Here is a 22,772-nt window from a genome sequence, read left to right on the forward strand (position 1 = left end):
ACGAAGGTGTCCGGGCAGGGCAGCGCGCGCGGCGGCTCGCCCAGCGCCAGGGCCTGGGCGCGGATCTCCTCGAGGTGGTCCAGGTCGCGCAGCGGTTCGCTCTGCAGGGAGACGGTCGACATCGGGTGGGTGAACACCGCGCGGGCCGCCCACAGGGCCTCGGCCTCGGCGCGCGGCAGCTGGCGCACCGGCCCGGCCACGGTGATCTGCTGGCTGGTCTCGCGCCAGTACAGCACGCCCGAGGCCCACGGGTTGGCGGCCAGCTCGTGGCCCTTCTGGCTGCCCGCGTGGGTGATGAACACGATGCCGGTGTCGGTGATCTGGTTGACCGCCAGGATCCGCGACGAGGTGCGTCCCTGGGGGTCCGCGGTGGCCAGGGCGAGGGCCCGCGGCTCGCGCACGCCCTGCTCGGTGGCCGCCTTCAGCCAGTCCGCCAACAGCCCCAGCGGCTCCACCGGCGGCGCCTTGAACTCGGGGAAGGCCACCTCGACGGTGCCGGTCAGCGTCTCGGAACGCCGTACATCAGACATGCATGATTCCTTCGATCGTGACGACGCCGTGGCCCGAGACCTCGACGGATTCGACCTGGTCGCCCTCGCCCTGGACGAGTGCGCTCATGGGGGAGGGGCGCCCGATCTCGATGCCCTGGGTGATCTCGATGCGCTGCCCGTACGAGGCGAGGCCGTGCCGGGCGATGTGGATGGCGATGGGTCCGGCGACGGAGCCGGTGGCCGCGTCCTCCACGACCCCGTAGGCGGGCGAGAACATGCGGTTGCGCCAGGTGGTCCCGGAGCCTGCGATGCAGTTCGTCGCCATGTCGGGGAAGCTGGCGAGCGCGCGGTGGTCGGGGTCCACCTTCGACAGCGCCTCGAAGCTCTCGAAGCCGACCAGGGTGTGCCGCGGGCCGTTGCGGTAGATCTCCACCGGCAGCGTCGACTCGCGGACGCCCAGCGCCTCGAGGAGCTCGTCGGCGCGGTCGAAGGGCTCCCACACGGGCACCGGCTGGCGCATGCTCGTCGAGACGACCTTCCCGCCGACGCGCTGCAGCTCGAAGGGGATCACGCCCATGGCGGTCTCGATCCGCAGCTGGTCCGCGTCGGTCCGCTGCCCCAGCGCGATGGCGGTGCCCAGCAACGGGTGCCCGGCGAAGGGGAGTTCGTTGACGGGCGTGAAGATCCGCACGTGTACGTCGCCGCCCTGCTTGGGGCCGAGTACGAACGTGGTCTCCGAGAGGTTCATCTCCCGAGCGATGCGCTGCATCTGCTCGGCGCTCAGGTCGTCGGCGTCGAAGAACACCGCGACCGGGTTTCCGGTGAGAGGCTCTCGGGCGAACGCGTCGACCACTACGTAGTTGTGCATCAGTTCTCCACGGTTGAGGTGCCGGGCCGACGCTCGGGGGAGGACGCCGGCCCGGCGGTTCATGGGGCGGTGGTGCTCGTGGCCCGGACGGGTCCGGCCGGGACCATGCCCACGATGCGCGATCGATCTTTGATCGGAACTGAATCCGGCTGGAACGACGCCGAGCCCGGCGTCAGAGGGGGCCGGGCGCACGCGTCGGTGGCGTCGCCGGGGGCGGTGTTGTCGTACACCGGATCGCTCGGGCAGAAATTACCGAGCACGAGTGCCCCCTCTGCGAATGGCAGACAATTCAAGGAGGGGGGCACGCAACATCACTCAAGGCCCCCCGTTGGCCTTGTTCGATCCTGCAGGGCACAGGAAAATAAATCAATACCGTTTGGACTTTTTCCGCATGAACGACGTGCGGCGATCAACCGCGAAGCGGCATGCCGGAATTGACTCGGGGCACACATTCAAAGATTACAAGGTCGGACTGCAAAGGTCGGACCGCAAAAGAATAAAGAAACAATTTCCTGACAACGGAGTGGCGCGCGACGGGAAATCGGAATAGATAATTCCAGTCGCGCGCGTCCGTCGCCGTCACAGCGGCACCGGCGCCTCCGTCCCGCGTCCGGCAAGGCTCCGGAGGTGCTCCCTGAGGCTGAATCCCGGCACCGAGGCCTCCTCGGGCGTCAGGGTCGTGCCCTGCGTCAGGAGACGGCGTGCCGCGATGTGGTCCGTGGGCCGGTTGACGGATTCGACCGCTTGGAGATCCTTCCCGCGGAAGAGGAGCACCGAGAAGGCGTCGGGGTCGTCACCGAGCACCACCTCGCTCTCGTGCCCCTCGTTGAATCCCGCGATCTGCACGGTCGTGGCGAACTGATCGCTCCAGAACCAGGGCAGCTCGTCATATGCGCGGGGTGCTCCGGCCAGTCGCTCGGCGACCGACTGGGCGTGCCCGACGGCATTCTGCACGGATTCGAGCCGGAATCGATTTCCGGAACGCACCTGCGGGAATGCCGCGCAGTCGCCGATGGCGGAGATGTGCGGGTCATCGGTCCGCAGCTGGGCGTCGACGATGATTCCGCCGTTCACCGGGAGACCGGCCGCGGCGGCCAGTTCCGTGCGCGGGGTGACACCGACGCCGACCAGGACCAGGTCGGCGGGCAGCCTGCTGCCGTCGGCCAGCTCCACCGCCGTCACGCTCGAACGGCTGTCGCCGTGCAGCGCCTTGATGCCCTGCCCGAACAGCAGCTCCGTGCCGTTGCTCCGGTGCAGCCGCGTGAAGTGCTCCGCGGTCGGCGCCGACACGACCCGGGCGAGCGGGCGGTCGAGCGCCTCGACGACCGTCACCTCGACGCCCGCCTCCCGCGCCACGGCGGCGAATTCGAGACCGATGAACCCGGCCCCCACCACCACGGCGCGCCGCGCCCCGGCCAGCGAAGCCTGCAGCACCACGGCGTCCTGCGCGGTGCGCAGGGTGTGCACGCCGCGCAGCTCCTTGCCCGGCACGTCGAGCGTGCGGGGCGTGGCGCCGGTGGCGAGGACGAGGTGGCCGTAGTCGTAAGTGGAACCGTCGGCCAGCCGCACCGAGCGCGCGGCAGGGTCGATGTTCGTGACGGTGCCCGAGATCAGGTCGATCGACTGGCGCACGTAGTACGTCGCGGGGCGCAGCCACAGCATGGCCTCGTCCGCCTCGCCCTTGAGGTACGCCTTGGACAGCGGCGGACGCTCGTAGGGGAGCGCGTCCTCGGCGCTGATGAGTGTGATGCAGCCCTTGTAGCCGCGCTCCCGCAGGGACGCCGCGGTCTGGTAACCGCCCTGGCCCGCCCCCACCACGACGACCGAATCGGGCTGTGCGTGGTCCGTCATCAGTTCTGCCGCTCGGGGGTGTGCACGATGAGGCCGTCCAGCGCCTCGCTGGACTTGAGCTGGCAGCTCAGCCGGCTGTTGGGCTTGCGGGGGCACGCGGTGAAGTCGAGCATCTCGTCCTCGCGCTCCTTCGGCGGCTCCAGCTTGTCGAGGGTGGTCTCGTCCACGTAGACGTGGCAGGTGGCGCACTGCATGTTGCCGCCGCACTGGGCGACGATGCCGTCAATGTCGTTGAAAACGGCGCCGCGCATGACGCTGGTGCCGACGGGGACGTCGATCGCGGTCTGGTTCCCGTCGACGGCGACGTACGTGATTTTGGGCATGACGGAACTCCTCGATGGCATCCGGACGCGCTCGATGACGGGTCCGTGGAACGGATGCCTGGCAAGTGGAAAACGGAAGGTGGAGATGGCGCGCCGACGGCCGATCGGGGGAACGGCGACACCCCTGTCGACTCGCCGTCACACGCTGGTCGTCGGGACACGCGACGTCCTGGACTAGGGCTGTGGCAGCGGTTGGAGCGTACCAAACCGAATCCGGCCAAGCCAGGACCGGTTGGGAACCTCAGGGTCGAGGCCCACGTCCGCGGCGGGGATCGGGCAGGCGGTGCGTCATGAAGGGCCTGCTGGTGGTGAACTCCCGGAACTTCACTGCGGCGTCCGACAGGTAGGTGTCGCGGCTCCACACCAGGGTGAGTACCCGGGAGCAGTCCGGCGCGTTCAAGTGCACCCAGGCGACCGGGACTTGGGAGTCGGTTCCGGCCTGGCGGGAAATGGCAGGGATCAGGCCGATGCCCAGTCCCGCGCTGATCATGTCCTGGCTCGCGCCCGGCTCGTCGCCCTCGCAGGAGAGCATCGGCGTGAGCCCCTCGGACGCGAACAGCCGGTCGAGGAGCGTGCGTTGCCACTGGCCGGGGCGGGTCGTCACGAAGGGTTCGGCGGCGATCTCACGGATCGTCACGCTCTCCTGTCCGTCGAGCCAGTGGCCGCGCGGGACGGCGAGCAGCACCTCCTCGCGGGCCAGCTCGATCGATTCGAGGTTCGTGCCGGTCAGGGGCTGTGAGGCCACACAGAAGTCGACCTCCCTTGCGCGCAGCTGGCGGTCCATCTCCTCCGCGTTCGACTGGTAGAGCCGCACGTCGGCGCGGGGGTAGGCGGCCCGGAAGCTGCCGAGGAGATGGGTGATCGTCAGGAGGGTCTCCGAGGCGACGCTGACCCGGCCGAATGCCGTGTCGCGGGCGTCGCGCAGGACCCTGCGGGCGTCGTCGAGCTCGCTCAGGGCGCGGTCCACGTGGTGCAGGAACACCACGCCGTACTGATTCAGCCGGATGCGGCGGCCCTGCCGGTCGAACAGGGGGGTGCCGAGCTCGGCCTCCAGGCGCGCGATGGTGCGGCTGAGGGAGGGCTGGGCGACGTGCAGCTCCTCCGCTGCACGGCTGATGTGCTCGTAACGGGCGACTGCCTGGAAGTAGCGCAACTGCAGAAGATCCATGATCCACCTTCACTTATGCCTTCCGGGACATCATCACATGGCAAAACCGGTCTTGGATTGCATAAGGAATCCTCTCTACGGTTCTAGTCGAGGTCACCGCACAGATGGCGGGCAACGGCGCCCGGCACCTGCACACGCGAAGCGGCGGCCCCACCCGTCCACCCGCCACCGACCGAAACCGAACCCTCCAGCCGTCCAACCGGCCACCGTCCCCCCAGGAAGGTCGCATCATGAGCGCTGCGGATCTGGCCCGACTCCAGTTCGCGGCCACGACCGGCATCCACTGGCTGTTCGTGATCCTCACCATGGGCCTCGTCCCCATCGTCGCGATCATGCACACCCGGGCCGCGTTCACCCGTGATCCCGAAAAGAGAGCAGTCCGGGAGCGAATGACCCGCTTCTGGGGCCAGCTCTACGTCATCAACTACGCGGTCGGCATCGTCACCGGCCTCGTCATGGAGTTCCAGTTCGGGCTCAGCTGGAGCGGCCTGAGCAAGTTCGCGGGCAACGTCTTCGGTGCCCCGCTGGCTCTCGAAACCCTCATCGCCTTCTTCGCCGAGTCCACCTTCCTCGGCATGTGGATCTTCGGCTGGGGCCGACTGCGCAGAGGCGTGCACGTCACGCTCATCTGGCTGGTCGCCCTGACCGCGTACCTCTCCGGGTACTGGATCCTGATCGCCAACGGCTTCATGCAGCACCCGGTCGGCTACGAAGTGCGCGACGGCGCCGCCTACCTCACCGACTTCGCGGCACTGCTCACCAACTCCAGTGCCCTGATGGCCCTCTTCCACCTCTCGCTGGGTGCCCTGACGACGGGCGGTGTCTTCATCGCCGGAATCAGCGCATTCCATTTCCTGCGGGGCACCGAGGAGAGGGAGCTCTTCCGGCCCTCCCTGAAGCTGGGGCTCTGGGTGTCGACGGTCGCCTCCTTCTTCGTCGTCATCGTCGGCGAGATGCAGCGCCCCATCATCGAGCGCACCCAGCCGATGAAGGACGCGGTCCTGGAGAACAGCGGCGTCGCCGAACTGCAGGCCCAGCTCGTCAAGGAGCACGGTCCGGGCAACTACGTGCCCTGGCAGGACACCATGCGGGTCTCGATGGACCTCATGACGCTCATCGGCAACACCGTGTCCACCATCACCTTCATCGCCCTCATCCTTCTCTGGAAGGACCGGCTGATGCGCTGGCGCTGGGCCTCGTGGATCCTCGTCGCGACCATCCCCTTCCCCTTCATCGCCTCCGTGGGCGGCTGGATCGTCCGCGAGGTCGGCCGCCAACCGTGGATCGTGTACGGCGAGTTGACGGTCGAGGACGCGTTGTCCCACGTGGGGAAGACCTCGCTGCTGCTGTCCTGCGTGCTCTTCATCGCCATCTTCGTCGCACTGGCGGTGACGAACTGGACCCTGATCACGAAGTTCGCCATCCGCGGCCCCGACGCCACACAGCTCGGCGTCAGCGAGCCACTGCCGGACGACCTCCCCGAGGGCCCCGGAGGCAGCGCCGAAGAGAAGCAGCCGGTACCCGCCCTCTGAGCCGGGCCGACCCGGCACACCCCCCCGAGATGAACCCCCTGCTGTAACGGAAAGTTGAGCGAGATGAGTCTGGAGACCGTCTGGCTGGCCCTACTCGGCCTGCTACTCGCCGGGTACTTTGTACTCGGCGGCTACGACTACGGCGCGCAGATGCTGCACCCCTTCCTCGGCCGGAACGGTGAGGAGGAGAAGCGCACCAGCGGAAACGCCGCCCTCGACGCCATCGCGCCGTTCTTCCTGGGCAACGAGGTCTGGCTGGTCGCCTTCGCCGGAGTCATGTTCGGTGCCTTCCCGCACCTCGAAGGCACCCTCCTGTCCGGCCTGTACCCGCTGATCGTGTCGATCCTCGCAGGACTGGTCCTCGGCAACGCCGCGGTCCAGCTGCGCCGGCGCTCCCAGAGCGCCCGCGGCCGCGGGGCGTGGGACGTCCTGATCGTGGTCGGCGGCGCCGTCCCTGCCGTGTGCTGGGGACTCGTCGTGGGGCTGCTGCTCCACGGCGTGCCCCGCCGCGCCGACGGCAGCTTCCACATCGGCTTCGGCGAGGTGTTCTCGCCGTTCGTGCTCGCCTGCGGCGTCACCGCCGCACTGCTCTTCGCGGTGCACGGGGCGACCTTCGTCGCCCTGCGCTCCGAGCCCGAACTCGCCGCCAAGGCGCGCAAGATGGCCGCCAACCTGCTCGTCGGCGTCGCCGCCGTCGGAGCCCTCGCGCTACTCCTCACGGTCTTCGGCGCGGGCGCCGACATGACGAACCGCACCACGTCGTGGATCATCGCCGCCCTGATCGTGGCCGCGCTCGCCGCCGCCTGGTGGTACCTCAGCCGCGGCCACAACGTCCTGGCGTTCGCCGCCACCTGCTGCGCCACCGCGCTGCCGGTGCTGCTCCTGGGGGCCGGTCACTACCCGTACCTCCTGACCACCGGGGCCGGTGCGGGTCTGGACATCGACCACGCCATCACGGACGACGCCACGCTGAAGATCCTGAGCGGCTTCGGGGTCCTGGTGATCCCGACGATCCTCGCCTACCAGTTCTGGAGCTGGTGGGCCTTCCGGGGGCGGACGGGCCAGCGCCACCCCAGCTACTTCTGACCCCCGGAAAGCAAAGAGAGGGATCCCAACGATGAAGCCCGTCGAACGCCGACTGATGCGGGAAATCCCGGCACTGCGGCGCCACATGACGTACTCCTCGGTGCTGGCCCTGGCGGGCGCCGGGCTCATCGTCACCCAGGCCGTCCTGCTGGCGACGGCGCTCGCGGACGGCTTCGCCGGACACGGGATCCGCACCGGCACCCTGGCCGCGCTGGGCACCGTCATGGCCCTGCGCGCCCTGCTCACCTGGGTCCGCGGCGCGCTCGCCCAGCGCGCCGCGGCCGACGCCAAGGCCACCCTGCGCGACCGCATCACCGGACAGCTGCAGCGGACGGCACCGCTGCGCCTCGCGGACCGCCGCCACGGCGAGACGGCCACGCTCCTCACCCGAGGCCTCGACGCCCTCGACCCCTACGTCGTCGGCTACCTGCCCACCATGGCGGCCGTCGCGGTCGTACCCCTCACCGTGGTCGCCTGGGTCGGCTGGACCGACTGGACCTCGGCCCTGATCATCGTCATCACCCTGCCGCTGATCCCCGTCTTCGGCGCGCTGGTCGGCATGCACACCGCCCAACGCACCGCCCGCCAATGGCGGTTGCTCTCCCGCCTCGGCGGCCACTTCCTCGACGTGGTGGCCGGACTGCCGACGCTGCGCGCCTTCGGCCGCGACCGCCACCAGATCAAGGTGGTCCGCGAGATGGCGGAGGCCCACCGGCGGGCCACCATGCGGACCCTGCGCGTGGCGTTCCTCTCCTCCCTCGTCCTGGAGACGGTCGCCACCCTCTCCGTGGCCCTGGTGGCCGTCCCGGTCGGACTGCGGCTGCTGCACGGCGACGTCGGCCTGCACACCGCCCTGGTCGTGCTCTTCCTCGCCCCCGAGGCGTATCTGCCGCTGCGCGCCATGGGCGGCGCCTTCCACGACAGCGCCGAGGGCATCGCGGTGGCCGAACGGGTCTTCACCGCACTCGACGACGAGGACGCCTCCCCGGCCGACGCCGACCGCGCCGCCGCGCCCGACGCCCGCACGGCGGAACTCACCCTCCACGACGTCACCGTCCACTACCCGGGCCGCACCGAGCCCGCCCTCAGCAACGTCTCCCTGACCATCAGCCCCGGCGAGCACGTCGCCCTGGTCGGCCCGAGCGGCGCGGGCAAGTCCACGCTGCTCTCGCTGCTCCTCGGCTTCGTCACCCCCGCGTCGGGTCGGGTCGAGGCCGGCGGCACCGATCTCGCCGGTCTCGACCCCGACGACTGGTGCACCCAGGTGGCGTGGGTGCCGCAGCGCCCGCACCTGATCGCGGGGACCGTCGCCGAGAACATCCGCCTCGGCCGCCCCGACGCGAGCGACGCAGAGGTACGGGAAGCGGCCCGCGCCGCCTCCGCCGACCTCTTCGTCGAGGAGCTGCCCCGCGCGTACGACACCGTGCTCGGCGAGCACGGCGCCGGGCTCTCCGCCGGTCAGCGCCAGCGGATCGCGCTGGCCCGCGCGTTCCTCAAGGACGCCCCCGTGCTGCTCCTCGACGAACCGACCGCCCACCTCGACCCCGAGAGCGAGGCCGCCGTCACGCGCGCCACCGTCGCCCTCATGCGCGGCCGCACCGCGATCGTGGTCGCCCACCGCACGAGCCTGCTGCCGCACGCCGACCGGATCGTCACCGTACGAGCGGGCGCCGTCTCCCTCCCCGGAGCCGCCCCGACACCCTCCCTCGACCTCGATCCCGCGCCCGCGCTCGCACCGGCGTCCTCGGAAAGGCTGGTGGTCTCATGACCTCGTACGTCGTCAAGGCCGCCGCCCCCGGACGCGCCCGCGCCCCCCGCCCCACCGCCCGCCTCCTGCACCACCTCCTGCCGTACTGGCGCAGGCTGCTGCCCGCCGCCCTCGCCGCGGCCGGGAGCGAGCTCGCCGCCGCCGCGCTGATGGCCACCGCTGCCTGGCTCATCACCCGCGCCGCCGAACAGCCGCCCCTCTCCGCGGTCAGCGTCGCGATCGTCGCCGTGCGGGCCCTGGCCCTCGGCCGCGGGGTGCTCCGCTACACCGACCGGCTCCTCGGCCACGACGGCGTGCTGCGGGCCGTCGCCGGGTTCCGCGCCCGGGTGTTCGAGGCGCTGGTGCCGCTCGCGCCCGCGGGCACCCCCGCCTTCCGCAGCGGCGACCTGCTGACCCGCCTCGTCGACGACGTCGACGCCGCACAGGACCTGCTGCTGCGCGTCATGATCCCGGCCACGGCGGCGTTCGTGGTCGCCGCGGCCGCCACCGGCACGGTCATGGTGCTGCTGCCGGGCGCCGGGCTGCTGCTCGGTGCGCTGCTCGCCGTGGCGGGCATCGTCGTGCCCGCCCTGGTGCTCGTACTGTCCCGCCGTGCGGGCCGCGTGGAGAAGGCGGCGCGCGCCGAACTCGCCGCCGTCACCGTCGACCTGACCCAGGGCGCCGCCGACCTCGCCGCCTACGGCGCCCGTGGCCGCACCCACGACCGGGCCCGCGGCATCACGGCACGGATCGCGGGGCTGGAGCGCCACAAGGCGCTGACCACCTCGCTCGCCCAGGCCATGGTGCTGGTGCTGCAGGCCGTGGCGACGGTCGGCGTCACCTGGCTCGCGCTCCGCGCCCACGCGGCGGGCGACCTGCCCGCCGTGCAGCTCACCGTCCTCGCGGTCCTCGCGCTCGTCTCCTTCGAGGCGCTCGCGCCGCTGCCCGCCGCCGCCCGCCGCTTCGTCGAGGTCCGGGCCTCCGCACAGCGCCTCGCCGACCTCTTCGACACCCCGGCGCCCGTCGCCGACCCACAAGCCCCGGACCCGCTGCCCACCGACGAGCCGCTCGACGTGACCATCACCGACCTGCGGGTCCGCCACCTCCAGGACAATCCCCCGGCCCTGGACGGCGCGACCCTGCATCTGCCGGCAGGTCGTCGAGTGGTACTCATCGGGGCCAGCGGGTCCGGTAAATCCACGCTGATCGCCGCCCTCATGCGGTTCGTGCCGTACGAAGCGGGCAGCATCCGTGTCGGCGGGCGCGAACTCAGCGCCTGCACCGGCGCCGCTGCCCGCCGCGCCATCACCGGCATGACGCAGGACGCGCACGTCTTCCACGCCACGATCCGCGCCAACCTCGTCCTCGCGGCCCCGGACGCCACCGACGCCGAATTGCGCGAGGCGGCCCGCAGGGCCAGGATCCTGGACTGGATCGAGTCGCTGCCGCAGGGCTGGGAGACCGTACTCGGCGGGGACGGCGCCACCGTGTCGGGCGGTCAGCGCCGACGCCTGCTCCTGGCTCGCGCGCTCCTCGCCGACCCGCCCGTCCTCGTCCTGGACGAACCCACGGAGGGTCTGGACCCGGACACCGCGGCCGAGGTGCTCGCCGACATCCTCGACGCCACCCGCGGCCGCACCACGCTCCTGGTCACCCACGAGCGCGCGGGCCTCGCGGGCGCCGACGAGATCGTCACCCTGGACCGTGGCCGGATCCGCCCCGCCACCCACGAGGACTTGGACTCCGCGACGGACGGAGTGGCCGCCATGGCGCTCTGAGAGCCTGTGTCATGACATCGGCCGGGGTCATGACACAGGCTCTGAGCCGCCCCGAACCGTAGCCGGACGCGCGCCGAGTCCCTCTTGCCAAGCCCCCGCGACAAGCCGAGGATTGTCCCTCCTCGGACGAGGGTGCGCGAGCGGAGTGAGGAGCGAAGGCCATGGATTTCGGACTCGTACTGCAGACCGACCCGCCCGCCTCGGAGGTCGTCGGGCTGATGAGGCGCGCGGAGCGCAACGGCTTCCGCTACGGCTGGACCTTCGACTCGTCCGTGCTGTGGCAGGAGCCGTTCGTCATCTACAGCCGCATCCTCGAACACACCACGCGGCTCACCGTCGGCCCCATGGTCACCAACCCGGGCACCAGGACCTGGGAGGTCACCGCGTCGACCTTCGCGACGCTCAACGACATGTACGGCAACCGCACCGTCTGCGGCATCGGGCGCGGCGACTCCGCGATGCGCGTCGCGGGACGCAGGCCCAACACCCTGGCCAGGCTCGGCCAGGCGATCGACGTCATCCGTGACCTCGCCGAGGGGCGCAGCACCGACATCGGCGGGCAGACGCTGCGGCTGCCGTGGGTCAAGGACGGCAAACTGCCGGTGTGGATGGCGGCGTACGGCCCGAAGGCGCTGGCGCTCGCCGGGCAGAAGGCCGACGGATTCATCCTGCAGCTCGCCGACCCGTATCTGACGGAGTGGATGGTGAAGGCCGTGCGGGACGCGGCCGCCGACGCGGGGCGCGACCCGGCGGACGTCAAGATCTGCGTGGCCGCGCCCGCCTACGTCGGCGACGACCTCGCGCACGCCCGCGAGCAGTGCCGGTGGTTCGGCGGCATGGTCGGCAACCACGTGGCGGATCTGGTCGCCAAGTACGGCGAGCACTCCTCGATGGTGCCGGAGGCTCTCACCGCGTACATCAAGGCCCGCGAGGGGTACGACTACAGCCACCACGGGCGCACCGGGAACCCCGACACCGCCTTCGTGCCCGACGAGATCGTCGACCGCTTCTGTCTCCTGGGCCCCGTCGAAGCGCACCTCGAACGGCTGCGTGAGCTGCGGGAGTTGGGCGTCGACCAGTTCGCGCTGTACGCGATGCACGACGCGCGCGAGGACGTCATCGACACGTACGGCTCCGCGATCGTCCCGGAGTTCTCGTAACCATGGCCATGGAATGATCCCCGCGTGACCGTCACCGTCGTATCCGGACCGTTCAGACAGGCCGTGGCCCTTGTGGCGACGGCCCTGCTCCTGACGGGCTGCGGACTCTCCGAGGAGCTGGAGCGCGAGACGAACCCGGAGGGGCGGCCGCCGTCCTCGGGGGCGAGGCCGCCCGCACCGGCCACGCACACTCCGGCGGCCCGCCTGCCCGATGAGCCCGATGAGCCCGACAACACCCCGCGCTGCCCGAAGTCGGGCGTCACCATGTCGCCCGGCATGGTGACCGCCGCCATGGGGCTGCGCGCGATGTCCGTGACGATGACCAACTGCGGTGACGGCGCGCGCGAGGTCGACGGCTACCCCGACATCCGCGTCCGCGGCCTGGACCGCGAACTCTTCGACGTGACGGTGCTCAAGGGCACGGAGCCGGTCACCACCATGGACGACCCCGGGCCGCGCCGTATCGTGCTCCGGCCGGGGGAGTCCGCGTACACCTCGCTCGTGTGGCGGTACTCGGCCGTCGACGCGTCCACCCGCCGGGGCAGCGGCGTCTACGTGGAGATAGGCCCCGCCAAGGGCACACCGAGGCAGACCATCGAGCCGGACGGCGGCCTCGACATCGGCGAGACCGGCATGCTCGGCACGACGGCATGGCAGAAGAGCCCGTCGGACGACCGCTGAAGCAGCCGCGCGGCACGGTCAGGGCACGCGGGCCGTCCACTCCGCGGTCGCGAACTTGGTCCGCACGAGCTCCCGGGCGCGCGCCATCTCCTCGTCGGTGACCTTCCCCTCGGCAAGGCCGTAACGGCCGCGGAAGGAGTCGATCATGCGGTCGATGACCGCCTCGCGCGGCAGCCCGGTCTGACGGCGCAGCGGGTCGACCCGCTTCTTGGCGCTCCGCGTGCCCTTGTCGGAGAGCTTCTCCTTGCCGATGCGCAGCACTTCGAGCATCTTGTCCGCGTCGATGTCGTACGACATCGTCACGTGGTGCAGCACCGCGCCCGGCGCGCCGCCCGGCGCCACCGTGCGCTTCTGCGCGGCACCCGCGATCTTCCCCGCGTCCGTCGCGATGTCGTTCAGCGGCTGGTACCACGCCTTGATCCCCATGTCGGCGAGGGCGCCGAGCACCCAGTCGTCGAGATAGGCGTAGCTGTCCTGGAAGGAGAGTCCCTGGACGAGGGCGTCGGGGACGGAGAGCGAGTACGTGATGGTGTTGCCCGGCTCCACGAACATCGCCCCGCCGCCCGAGATCCGGCGCACGACGTCGATGCCGTGCCGGGCCGCGCCCTCCGCGTCCACCTCGTTGGCGAGCGACTGGAAACTGCCGATGATCACCGAGGGCGAGGCCCACTCCCACACGCGCAGGGTCGGCGGACGGCGGCCCGCCGCGACCTCCTGGGTCAGCACCTCGTCGAGGGCCATGTGCAGCGCGGGCGGCTGCGGCTCCTCGTGGATCAGCTGCCAGTCGTAGTCGGTCCAGTCCGTCGCGTGTGCGAGGGCGCGGCGGACGGCGACCCCGATGCCCTCCGACGTCAGGCCGTACATGACGGTGCCCTCGGGCAGCGCGGAGTCGATGCGGGCGGCGAGGCCCGGGGCGTCCGTGTCGGCGGGGGCGCCGTTCAGCGCGCCGTTGATCGCGTCGAGCGCCTCGTCGGGTTCGAGGAAGAAGTCACCGGCCACGCGGGTGTTCCGCAGCTCGCCGCCCTCGACGTCCAGATCCACGACGACGAGCTTGCCGCCGGGAACCTTGTACTCACCGTGCACCGTGCTTCCTCCAGGCCCGCGGGACACAACGCCCTCGGCTCGATGTTTCCGAATCGTCCCCCAACGCTAGCCGAGCGCGGGAATGTCCCCGATGTGTGCGCCGTGCGGGGGACCGTGCACCGGACGGCGCATCCGTGGGCGGCCGACCGTCCGAAGGACAGGGGGAAGGAACACCCGGCCCACTGGAGTCCGCACCATGCACATCTCGGTCGTCCTGTTCACCTCTGATCTGCGGGTGCACGACCATCCGCCGCTCCGCGCCGCCGTCACCGGCGCGGACGCGGTGGTGCCGCTCTTCGTCCGCGACCGGGCCATCGCCGACCTGGGCGACGCGGGACCGAACCGGGAGGCGTTCCTCGCCGACTGCCTGGCCGACCTCGACCGTCAGCTCCGGGACCGCGGCGGGCGGCTCGTGGTGCGCAAGGGCGACCTCGTCGAACAGGTGCGCTCCGTCGTCGAGGCGGCGGACGCCGACGAGGTCCACATGGCGGCCGGGGTCAGCCGGTACGCGCACGCCCGCGAGCGGCGGCTGCGCGAGGCGCTGGAGCGGGACGGCCGACGCCTGTACGTCCACGACGCCGTGGTCACCGCCGTCACCCCCGGATCCGTGACCCCGGCCAACTCCGACCACTTCGCCGTCTTCACCCCGTACTTCCGCCGCTGGACCGAGAAGGGCGTGCGGCCCGTGCTCGCCGCCCCGCGCACCGTGCGCGTCCCGGACCACGTCAGCTCCCACTCGTACCCCTCCCGCAAGGAGATGGACGGCCTCTCACCGGGCCTCGCCGAGGGCGGCGAGAGCGTCGGCCGTGCCCTCTGGCGGGCCTGGCTGCGCAACGGCATCGACCGGTACACCGAGAACCACGACGCCCTGGCGGCCGACGCCACCTCGAAGCTCTCGCCGCATCTGCACTTCGGCACGCTGTCCTGCGCCGAACTCGTGCACGCCGCCCGCAAGCGGTCGTCCCAGGGCGCCGAGGACTTCGTCCGGCAGCTGTGCTGGCGCGACTTCCACCACCAGGTGCTCGCCGCCCGCCCGGCAGCGGCCGCCGCCGACTACCGCACGCGCGGTGACCGCTGGCGCTCCGGGAAGTCGGCGGACCGCGACATCCGCGCGTGGCAGGAGGGGAACACGGGATACCCGGTCGTCGACGCGGCCATGCGCCAACTGCGGCACGAGGGGTGGATGCACAACCGCGGCAGACTCCTGACCGCGAGCTTCCTCACCAAGACGCTGTACGTCGACTGGCGGGTGGGCGCCCGGTACTTCCAGCAGCTCCTCGTCGACGGCGACCTCGCCAACAACCAGCTCAACTGGCAGTGGGTGGCCGGGACCGGCACGGACAGCCGCCCCAACCGGGTGCTCAACCCCGTGCTCCAGGCCAAGCGTTACGACCCCGACGGCACGTACGTACGCCGTTGGGTGCCCGAACTCGCCGACCTGCGCGGCGCCGCGGTCCACGAGCCGTGGAAGCTGTCCGGGGAGGAGCGCGCGCGGTACGACTACCCCGAGCCGCTCGTCGAACTGTCGGAGGGGCTCGACCGGTTCAGGAGGGCTCGGGGTATCGAGTGACGGGGTCGGGGCGGGGTCGGAGTGACGCCGCCCATCAAGTCGATGTGATGCTGTCCATCAGGGAGTACACCGCCTTCAGCGCGTCGGCCCCCGGCGGCAGGGCGGGCGGGCGGCCGATGAGCGGCCGTTCCGTGAAACCGGTGTCCAGGCGCGGCGAGCGGATGTCGAGGACCGCGACGGACCGCGGCGCGAGCTCCTCGGTGAGCACGCCGAGCCAGCCGCTCAACGCCGCCTTGGACGCGGTGTAGTCGGCGCTGCCCGCGAGGCCGTCCGCGCTGTCCGGGCCCGCCGGGCCGGGCACCCCTCCGGTCATCGCCAGGAGGAACCCCTTGTCCGCCACCACCGGAGCCGCGCCCCTCAGCACCGCCATGGGACACAGCGCGTTGACCGTCAGGAGATGCCCTGCCATCGCGTTCGACACGTCCTCCACCGCGCCGTAGCCCGCCGCCCCGACCGTCACGAGCACCCCATCCAGCCCCGAAAGCGCACGCTCCGCCCACGGCCCCAGCGTGGAGCACTGGTCCAGGTCGCACGCCTCGAAGCAGCGGGCGGGCGGCCCGCCGAGGTCGCGTGCGAGAGCCGCAAGGCGTACGTGATTGCGACCGGCCAGCGCCAGCTGTGCGCCGCGCTCCGCCAGCGCGCACGCGGCGAGACCGCCGAGAACGCCGGTGGCCCCGGCCACCAGGATGCGGGCACCCGAGATTTCCATTCGTCTTCCTCCAAAGGGGGCAAGGGCAGAGGGGCGGGAGGGGTGGGTCGATGCCCGGTACTTCACGCCGACGGTGCGGAACGGATGCGCTGTCCGCAGACCGGTTGCGCGGCGCCCGGCACCGGCGGGCCCTCCGGCGTCAACCCCTCCCGCAGCGCGCGCAGACCGCGCCGCATGTGGCTCTTGACCGTGCCGAGCGGCAGACCCGTCCGCTCGGAGATCTGGGACTGCGTCAGGTCCTCGTAGAACGCCAGCCGCAGCACCAACTGCTGCGCAGAGGGCAGGTTCGCGAGCTCGCGCTGGACGAGGATGCGGTCAAGCACCTGCTCGGCGCAGGGCCCGCCGACGGAAGGCGCCCCCTGCCGGGCACCGACGGCCGCCACGAGCACGGCGCGCCGCGTCCTGGCCGCGAGCGTGTCGGCGACCTTGTGCCGCGTGATGCCCACCAGCCAGCCCGCCAGGCCACCGGCGCCCGGCCGGTACCCGTGCCGACCGCGCCAGGCGGCGAGGAACACCTGCTGCGTCACGTCCTCCGCGTCCGGTCCTTCGCCCAGGGCGCGCCCGGCGAGCCGGTGGACGAGGCGCCCCCAGCGGCGGTAGGCCGCCGAGAGACAGCGCTCGTCACCGGCGGCGACGCCTGCCGCGAGCTGATCGTCCCCGAGCAGGTCCTCGGGGAACGTGATGTCGACCGCCACCATGATGCGTACTCCTCGTGCAGGGGCCGGAGTTGACCCCAGATTGGTGACAGTCAGTGAGAGGCGACAACTTGCAGCGATTGTGCGTCGTATCGTCGCGGGATGAGAGCTGCACGGATGCCGGGCACCGCCCGGCGGGGCGATGTCGTCGGGGCGCCGATGCCGGATGCCGCGCCCACCACAGGAGCGGACGCCGCGCTGACCACGGGGAGCGTCGCCCGAAGACTGGGCGTCGCGCCGACCACGCTCCGCTCCTGGGAACGGCGTTACGGAATCGGGCCCGCCCAGCGGGAACAGGGCCGCCACCGCCGCTGGAGCCCCGACGACGTGGGACGCGTGGAGGAGATGTGCCGGTTGACCGCGCTGGGCGTGCCGCCCGCCGAGGCCGCGCGTTCGGCGCTGCAGGAGACCGCGGCCGAGATTCCGCGCCCGCGGCGCGGCAGTGACTCCGGCGCCCTCTCGCTCGGCAACGTACGCCAGGAGTGCCGGGGTCTCGCCCGAGCGGCGGTACGGCTCGACTCGCCCGCGGTAGAGACGCAACTGCGCTCCACCGTGGGGGAGTACGGCTACACCATGGGGTGGGAGGAGGTCATGGCGCCCGCCCTGCACGCCATCGGGCGCAAGTGGGCGTCGTCCGGCGAGCGGTACGTGGAGGTCGAGCACCTCCTCTCCTGGCACGTCTCCTCCGCGCTGCGGCGGGCGCCGGGCGCGGGTGTCGTGAGCGGTACGTCGGCGCCTCTCGGTCCTGTCGGGCCCGTGGGTTCCGGCGGATCCGGCGGCCCCGTCGGGCCGGTGCTGCTCACGTGTGTTCCGGGGGAGCAGCACACCCTCCCGCTGGAAGCGCTCACCGCCGTCCTCGCCGAACGGGGCGTGCCCACAAGGATGTTCGGCGCCGCGCTGCCCGCGGAGGCGTTGTACGAGGCGGTCCGGCGCATCGGTCCTTCGGCCGTGGTGCTCTGGGCGCACTCGCGGAACACCGCGGACCGGGCGCTGGTGCACCTCATCACCGAGGCGGAGTGGGGCATGCGGGGTGCCCGGACGCATCCCGCCGTGCTGATCGCGGGGCCCGGATGGTCGCCGCGGCCGGGGGCGTACGCGCCGGGGGTCGAGCGGCTGACCGGCCTGCGGACGGGGGCGGACCGGATCGAGGCGTTCTTCGTGCCCTGACCCGTGGGGCGCCGTGGCCCGACCGTCGACCGGCAGCGCGCCGGAAGTTAGCCTGCCGATCATGTTCACGACGCGCCCCACCCTGCAGGGCACCTTCGGCATGGTGTCGTCCACCCACTGGCTCGCCTCGCAGTCCGCGATGGCCGTCCTGGAGGACGGAGGCAACGCCTTCGACGCCGCGGTCGCCGCGGGGTTCGTCCTGCACGTGGTCGAACCGCATCTCAACGGGCCCGCGGGCGAGGTGCCGATCATCCTCGCGCCCGCGGGGGGAGAGGTGCGCGTGCTCTGCGGTCAGGGGTGCGCGCCCGCGGGCGCGACGGTCGACCACTACCGCTCCCTCGGGCTCGACCTGGTGCCCGGCACCGGTCCGCTCGCCGCGGCGGTGCCCGGCGCCTTCGACGCATGGATGCTGCTCCTGCGGGACCACGGCACGAAGTCCCTCGCGGACGTCCTCAAGTACGCCATCGGGTACGCGGAGGACGGGCACGCCCCCGTGGAGCGGGTCGGCGAGACCGTGGCGACGGTACGGGAACTCTTCGAGCGGGAGTGGCCCTCGTCGGCCGAGGTCTACCTTCCCGGCGGGCGGCCGCCGCGGCCCGGCGAGCTGTTCCGCAATCCCGCGCTGGCTGCGACGTGGCGGCGGCTGATCGCGGAGGCGGAGGCGGAGACGGTTGGTGGGGAGGGTGATCGGTCGCGGGTGGCGGAGATCGAGGCCGCGCGTGAGGTGTGGCGGGGTGGATTCATCGCCGAGGCGCTCGTGCGGCAGGCGGGGCGGCCGACGATGGACACGAGTGGTGAGCGGCACGTGGGGACGCTCACCGCGGAGGATCTGCGCGGGTGGGCGGCCTCCTACGAGGCCCCTGTCACGTACGACTGGAACGGCTGGACCCTGTGCAAGGCCGGGGGCTGGAGTCAAGGTCCCGCGTTCCTGCAGCAGTTCGCGCTGCTGCCGGGGGACGTCGACGAGCTTCCGGAGTACGGATCCGCCGAGTACGTCCACCTCCTGGTCGAGGGCTGCAAGCTGGCGATGGCGGACCGGGAGGCCTGGTACGGGGACGACGAGTCTGTCGGGGCCGCTGTGCGTGAGCTGCTCTCCGCCGAGTACAACGCGGAGCGGCGGCGGCTCATCGGGGAGAAGGCGTCGCGCGACCTGCGGCCCGGGTCGCCCGGCGGGCGCGAGCCGCGGCTCTCCGCGCATGCGCTCGCGGTGGCTTCGGGGGATGCCCCGGGGGCGGACGTGTGGGGCGGTACGGCGGCGGCCGGGGCGGGGGAGCCGACGGTGGCCGGGGACGGGGGGACGCGCGGCGACACGTGCCATGTCGACATCGTCGACCGCTGGGGCAACATGCTGTCCGCCACGCCGAGCGGCGGCTGGCTGCAGTCCAACCCGGTCGTGCCCGAGCTCGGGTTTCCGCTGGGGACGCGGCTCCAGATGACGTGGCTGGAGGAGGGCCTCCCGAACTCGCTCACCCCCGGCAGGCGCCCCCGCACGACGCTGTCCCCCTCCATGGCGCTGAAGGACGGCGTGCCCGTGGTGGCCTTCGGTACGCCCGGGGGAGACCAGCAGGACCAGTGGCAGGTGCACTTCTTCCTGGGGATGGTGATGCGGGACGCGGTACGGGGCGGGCTCGACCTCCAGGGCGCCATCGACGCGCCCAACTGGCACACGGAGTCGTTCCCCGGCTCGTTCCACCCCCGCGAAATGCGCCCGGGAAGCCTCACGGTCGAGTCCCGCACGGATCCCGCGGTAGTGGAGGAGCTGCGGCGGAAGGGGCATGTGGTGACGGTGGGGGGCGCGTGGTCGGAGGGCCGGTTGTGCGCGGTGGCGCGGGACGCGGGGAGCGGGGTGCTGTCGGCGGGGGCCAATGCGCGGGGGATGCAGGGGTACGCGGTGGGCCGGTGAACTGGCGGGGCGCCTCGGGAGGGGCGCCCCCAGGGGTTTCCCGGGAGTTCAGGGGGTGTTTTCCGGGGGCGTACGGGATGTCAGTGGGGCGTGCTCTCATGGGGGGCATGATCGAAGATTTTCTGACGCACGGTGTACGCGACGTGGAAGAGGCTCTCCGCAAGGCCGCCGCGGCGGAGGTCACCCCCCGCTTCCGGCAGCTCGCAGAGGGCGACATCGTGGAGAAGAGCGGCCCGCACGACATGGTGACCGTCGCCGACCGTCTCGCGGAGGAGCAGCTGACCGCCGACCTCGCCGCGCTGCTCCCGGGGTCGGTCGTCGTCGGTGAGGAAGCGGTGCACGCCGACCCGTCGACGTACGAGGCGATACACGGAGACGCCCCGGTCTGGATCGTCGACCCCGTGGACGGAACGCGACAGTTCGTGAACGGGAACCCGGGGTTCTGCATGCTGGTCGCCCTCGCCGTGGGCGGCGAGGTGCAGGCGTCCTGGACGTACGCGCCGGTGCTGGACGAGATGGCCGTCGCCGTCCGCGGCCAGGGCGCGTGGCTGAACGGAGAGCGGCTGGTGGCGGGCTCGCCCGCACCCGGCACGGACGTGGAGGTGGCGACCTCGCACCCGGACTTCACCACCGAGGACCAGAAGCGGGCCCTGACGGGACTCGTGATCGACGGCGTGCGCCCGCGGCCCTGCGGCTCCGCCGGGCTCGAGTACCTGGCCATCGCCAGGGGCGAGCTGGACGCCGTCGCCTTCTCGTGGGAGCTGGCCTGGGACCACGCCGCCGGACTGCTGCTCGTCGCGGAGGCCGGTGGCGCCGACCTGACGCTCACGGGGGAGCCGTTCCGGATAGGCGGCGGCAATGCCCTGCCCTTCACCGCGGCCCGCGACGCCGCCACCGCCCGCCGGGTCGCCGACCTGCTCGCGGCGGGCGCCTGAGAGGGGCTCGAGGGAGGGCGGAGGTCGCCCGCCTATCCTGGGCGGCAGAGGCCATCGGCTGACAAAGGAGTCCGAAGGTGCCGTCGATGCTTGATGCCGTCGTCGTGGGGGCGGGACCGAACGGTCTCACCGCTGCCGTGGAGCTGGCCCGCCGCGGCTTCTCCGTGGCCGTTTTCGAGGCCAAGAGCACCGTGGGGGGCGGCGCGCGCACCCAGGAGCTGACGCTCCCCGGATTCCGGCACGACCCCTGCTCCGCCGCCCATCCGCTGGGCATCAACTCCCCGGCGTTCCGCACCATGCCCCTCGACCGGTACGGACTGGAGTGGCTGCAGCCCCCGCTGCCCATGGCCCACCCCTTCCCGGACGGCACCGCAGCCGTCCTGTCCCGTTCCGTCGCCGAGACCGCCGCCTCCTTCGGACCGCGCGACGCGGGGGCGTACCGCAGGCTGATCGAGCCCTTCCTGCCCAAGTGGGACGTGCTGCTGAGGGACTTCATGTCCCTGCCGATGAGCTCGCTGCCGCGGGACCCCGTGACCCTCGCCCGGTTCGGCCTCGCGGGCCTGCCGCCGTCGACGTGGCTGATGCGGCGCTTCCGCGACGAGCGGGCCCGCGCGCTGTTCGCCGGGCTCGTCGCGCACGTCATCGCCCCGCTCGACGGCATCGTCACCGGCGGAGTCGGCATGGTCTTCGCGCTGGCCGCGCACGCCCGCGGCTGGCCCCTCGCCCGGGGCGGCTCGCAGTCCATCTCCGACGCCCTCGCCGCGTATCTGAAGGACCTCGGCGGCACCGTCCACACGGACTACGAGGTCAAGCGGCTCGACGACCTGCCGCCCGCCCGTGCCTACGTCTTCGACACCTCACCGACCGCCCTGGCCAGGATCGCCGGGCTCGGCCGCGCCTACGCGGGGTACCGGTACGGCGCAAGCGCCTTCAAGATCGACTACGCGCTCGACGGCCCCGTCCCCTGGACCGCCGAGGAGCCGCGCACCGCGGGGACCGTGCAGGTCGGCGCGAGCAGCAAGGAGATCGGCGCCGCACTGCACGCCGCGTCGCGCGAGGGACGGGCGCCGGACGCGCCGTTCCTGATCACCGTGCAGCCCAGCGTCGTCGACCCCTCCCGCGCCCCGGCGGGCAAGCACGTCTTCTGGGCGTACGGCCATGTGCCCAACGGCTGGCAGGGCGACCTCACCGACGCCATCGAGCGGCAGCTGGAGCGCTTCGCCCCCGGCTTCCGCGACCGCGTCCTCGCGCGCGCCACGGCGGGCCCGCCCGAGCTCGCCGCGCACAACGCCAACTACGTGGGCGGTGACATCGCCTGCGGCGCCGCGAGCGGGCTGCAGTTGCTGCTGCGTCCCAAGCTCTCCCTCTCGCCGTACAACACCCCGCATCCCGCCGTCTTCATCTGTTCGTCCGCGACGCCCCCGGGCCCCGGCGTGCACGGCATGTCCGGGCACAACGCCGCGAAGGCCGTGTGGCGCAGCCTCAGGAGCCAGGCGTGACCGTGCCCATCGTCCTGGTCCAGGGCGACATCACCCAGCAGCACGCCGACGCCATCGTCAACGCCGCCAATTCCTCGCTCCTGGGCGGCGGAGGCGTCGACGGCGCCATCCACCGGCGCGGCGGCCCCGACATCCTCGCCGACTGCCGCCGCCTGCGCGCCGCGCACTACGGCAAGGGCCTGCCCACCGGACGCGCCGTCGCGACCACCGCGGGGCGGCTCGACGCCGGGCATGTGATCCACACCGTCGGCCCGGTCTGGTCCGCCACCGAGGACCGCTCCGAGCTCCTCGCCTCCTGCCACCGCGAGTCGCTGCGCGTCGCCGCCGAGCTGGGCGCGCGTACGGTCGCGTTCCCCGCGATCTCCACCGGTGTCTACCGCTGGCCGCTGGCGGACGCGGCGCGCATCGCCGTCTCCACGGTCCGGGAGGCCGCGGACCCCGCGCTCTTCGACGAGGTGCGGTTCGTGCTGTTCGGGCAAGAGGCGTACGACGCGTTCGCGGCGGCAGTGGAGCGGTAGGACGTGCG

At 72.1% G+C, this 22,772-nt stretch carries 20 protein-coding genes; 12 read left to right on the top strand and 8 right to left on the bottom strand.

Annotation, left to right across the window (positions count from 1 at the left end; genetic code table 11):
* From AC068B_RS13070 to AC068B_RS13090, 5 genes are all read right to left on the bottom strand, one after another.
* Positions 1–530, bottom strand: a 530-nt coding sequence (locus tag AC068B_RS13070; protein ID WP_478671315.1) for a pyridoxamine 5'-phosphate oxidase family protein, incomplete at its 3' end; no start/stop codon positions are given.
* The gene (locus tag AC068B_RS13075; protein WP_478671317.1) at positions 523–1,359 is read right to left on the bottom strand and encodes a PhzF family phenazine biosynthesis isomerase; all 837 of its coding nucleotides are present in this window, start codon (positions 1,357–1,359) and stop codon (positions 523–525) included. The genes AC068B_RS13070 and AC068B_RS13075, both read right to left, overlap by 8 nt.
* 579 nt (positions 1,360–1,938) lie before the next feature.
* Complete coding sequence (locus AC068B_RS13080; protein ID WP_478671319.1) at positions 1,939–3,210, bottom strand: NAD(P)/FAD-dependent oxidoreductase; 1,272 nt, start codon at positions 3,208–3,210, stop codon at positions 1,939–1,941.
* Positions 3,210–3,533, bottom strand: a complete 324-nt coding sequence (locus AC068B_RS13085) for a 2Fe-2S iron-sulfur cluster-binding protein (RefSeq protein WP_359345556.1) — start codon at positions 3,531–3,533, stop codon at positions 3,210–3,212. Before AC068B_RS13085 ends, AC068B_RS13080 begins: the two co-directional genes overlap by 1 nt.
* 241 nt (positions 3,534–3,774) lie before the next feature.
* Positions 3,775–4,701: a LysR family transcriptional regulator gene (locus AC068B_RS13090; RefSeq protein ID WP_478671322.1), complete on the bottom strand. Its 927-nt coding sequence runs from the start codon at positions 4,699–4,701 to the stop codon at positions 3,775–3,777.
* 230 nt (positions 4,702–4,931) lie between these two features.
* On the opposite strand from AC068B_RS13090, the gene AC068B_RS13095 reads away from it, so the two are divergent.
* From AC068B_RS13095 to AC068B_RS13120, 6 genes are all read left to right on the top strand, one after another.
* Positions 4,932–6,233 carry a cytochrome ubiquinol oxidase subunit I gene (locus tag AC068B_RS13095; RefSeq protein ID WP_478671323.1) on the top strand — a complete coding sequence of 434 codons (1,302 nt, stop codon included), beginning with the start codon at positions 4,932–4,934 and terminating at the stop codon, positions 6,231–6,233.
* Between the two features lie 63 nt (positions 6,234–6,296).
* Complete coding sequence (gene cydB, locus AC068B_RS13100) at positions 6,297–7,319, top strand: cytochrome d ubiquinol oxidase subunit II (RefSeq protein WP_478671325.1); 1,023 nt, start codon at positions 6,297–6,299, stop codon at positions 7,317–7,319.
* 31 nt (positions 7,320–7,350) lie between these two features.
* Complete coding sequence (gene cydD, locus AC068B_RS13105) at positions 7,351–9,087, top strand: thiol reductant ABC exporter subunit CydD (RefSeq protein ID WP_478671326.1); 1,737 nt, start codon at positions 7,351–7,353, stop codon at positions 9,085–9,087.
* Positions 9,084–10,844 (top strand): thiol reductant ABC exporter subunit CydC, encoded by a 1,761-nt coding sequence (cydC, locus tag AC068B_RS13110; protein ID WP_478671328.1) that lies wholly within the window; start codon positions 9,084–9,086, stop codon positions 10,842–10,844. The genes cydD and cydC overlap by 4 nt, the downstream gene beginning before the upstream one ends.
* A 161-nt stretch (positions 10,845–11,005) precedes the next feature.
* Positions 11,006–12,004, top strand: coding sequence for a TIGR03842 family LLM class F420-dependent oxidoreductase (locus AC068B_RS13115; protein ID WP_478671330.1), 999 nt, complete (start codon positions 11,006–11,008; stop codon positions 12,002–12,004).
* A gap of 24 nt (positions 12,005–12,028) precedes the next feature.
* Entirely contained in the window at positions 12,029–12,685 is a 657-nt protein-coding gene (locus tag AC068B_RS13120) for a DUF4232 domain-containing protein (protein WP_478671332.1), read from the top strand.
* 18 nt (positions 12,686–12,703) lie between these two features.
* Here the strand turns inward: AC068B_RS13120 and AC068B_RS13125 are convergent, their stop codons facing one another.
* Complete coding sequence (locus AC068B_RS13125; RefSeq protein ID WP_478671334.1) at positions 12,704–13,768, bottom strand: lipoate--protein ligase family protein; 1,065 nt, start codon at positions 13,766–13,768, stop codon at positions 12,704–12,706.
* Between the two features lie 196 nt (positions 13,769–13,964).
* Between AC068B_RS13125 and AC068B_RS13130 the strand changes: the two genes are divergently transcribed.
* A complete protein-coding gene (locus AC068B_RS13130) occupies positions 13,965–15,338 on the top strand; it encodes a cryptochrome/photolyase family protein (RefSeq protein WP_478671335.1) in 1,374 nt (457 codons plus the stop codon).
* Between the two features lie 34 nt (positions 15,339–15,372).
* Here the strand turns inward: AC068B_RS13130 and AC068B_RS13135 are convergent, their stop codons facing one another.
* Complete coding sequence (locus AC068B_RS13135) at positions 15,373–16,047, bottom strand: SDR family NAD(P)-dependent oxidoreductase (protein WP_478671337.1); 675 nt, start codon at positions 16,045–16,047, stop codon at positions 15,373–15,375.
* 62 nt (positions 16,048–16,109) lie between these two features.
* Positions 16,110–16,745: an RNA polymerase sigma factor gene (locus tag AC068B_RS13140; protein WP_478671338.1), complete on the bottom strand. Its 636-nt coding sequence runs from the start codon at positions 16,743–16,745 to the stop codon at positions 16,110–16,112.
* A gap of 156 nt (positions 16,746–16,901) precedes the next feature.
* Here AC068B_RS13140 and AC068B_RS13145 point away from each other — a divergent pair, with 156 nt between their 5' ends.
* The 5 genes from AC068B_RS13145 to AC068B_RS13165 all read left to right on the top strand — a co-directional run bounded on the left by AC068B_RS13145 (position 16,902) and on the right by AC068B_RS13165 (position 22,764).
* The gene (locus AC068B_RS13145; RefSeq protein WP_478672055.1) at positions 16,902–17,909 is read left to right on the top strand and encodes a MerR family transcriptional regulator; all 1,008 of its coding nucleotides are present in this window, start codon (positions 16,902–16,904) and stop codon (positions 17,907–17,909) included.
* A gap of 61 nt (positions 17,910–17,970) precedes the next feature.
* A complete protein-coding gene (locus AC068B_RS13150; protein WP_478671340.1) occupies positions 17,971–19,812 on the top strand; it encodes a gamma-glutamyltransferase family protein in 1,842 nt (613 codons plus the stop codon).
* A 107-nt stretch (positions 19,813–19,919) separates the two neighbouring features.
* On the top strand, positions 19,920–20,747 hold the full coding sequence (locus AC068B_RS13155) for an inositol monophosphatase family protein (protein WP_478671342.1): 828 nt from the start codon (positions 19,920–19,922) through the stop codon (positions 20,745–20,747).
* Between the two features lie 86 nt (positions 20,748–20,833).
* The gene (locus AC068B_RS13160) at positions 20,834–22,246 is read left to right on the top strand and encodes a phytoene desaturase family protein (protein WP_478671343.1); all 1,413 of its coding nucleotides are present in this window, start codon (positions 20,834–20,836) and stop codon (positions 22,244–22,246) included.
* Positions 22,243–22,764 (top strand): O-acetyl-ADP-ribose deacetylase, encoded by a 522-nt coding sequence (locus AC068B_RS13165; protein WP_478671344.1) that lies wholly within the window; start codon positions 22,243–22,245, stop codon positions 22,762–22,764. The genes AC068B_RS13160 and AC068B_RS13165 overlap by 4 nt, the downstream gene beginning before the upstream one ends.
* Positions 22,765–22,772: the final 8 nt, after the last annotated feature.

Source organism: Streptomyces sp. NPDC042371, assembly GCF_056437465.1.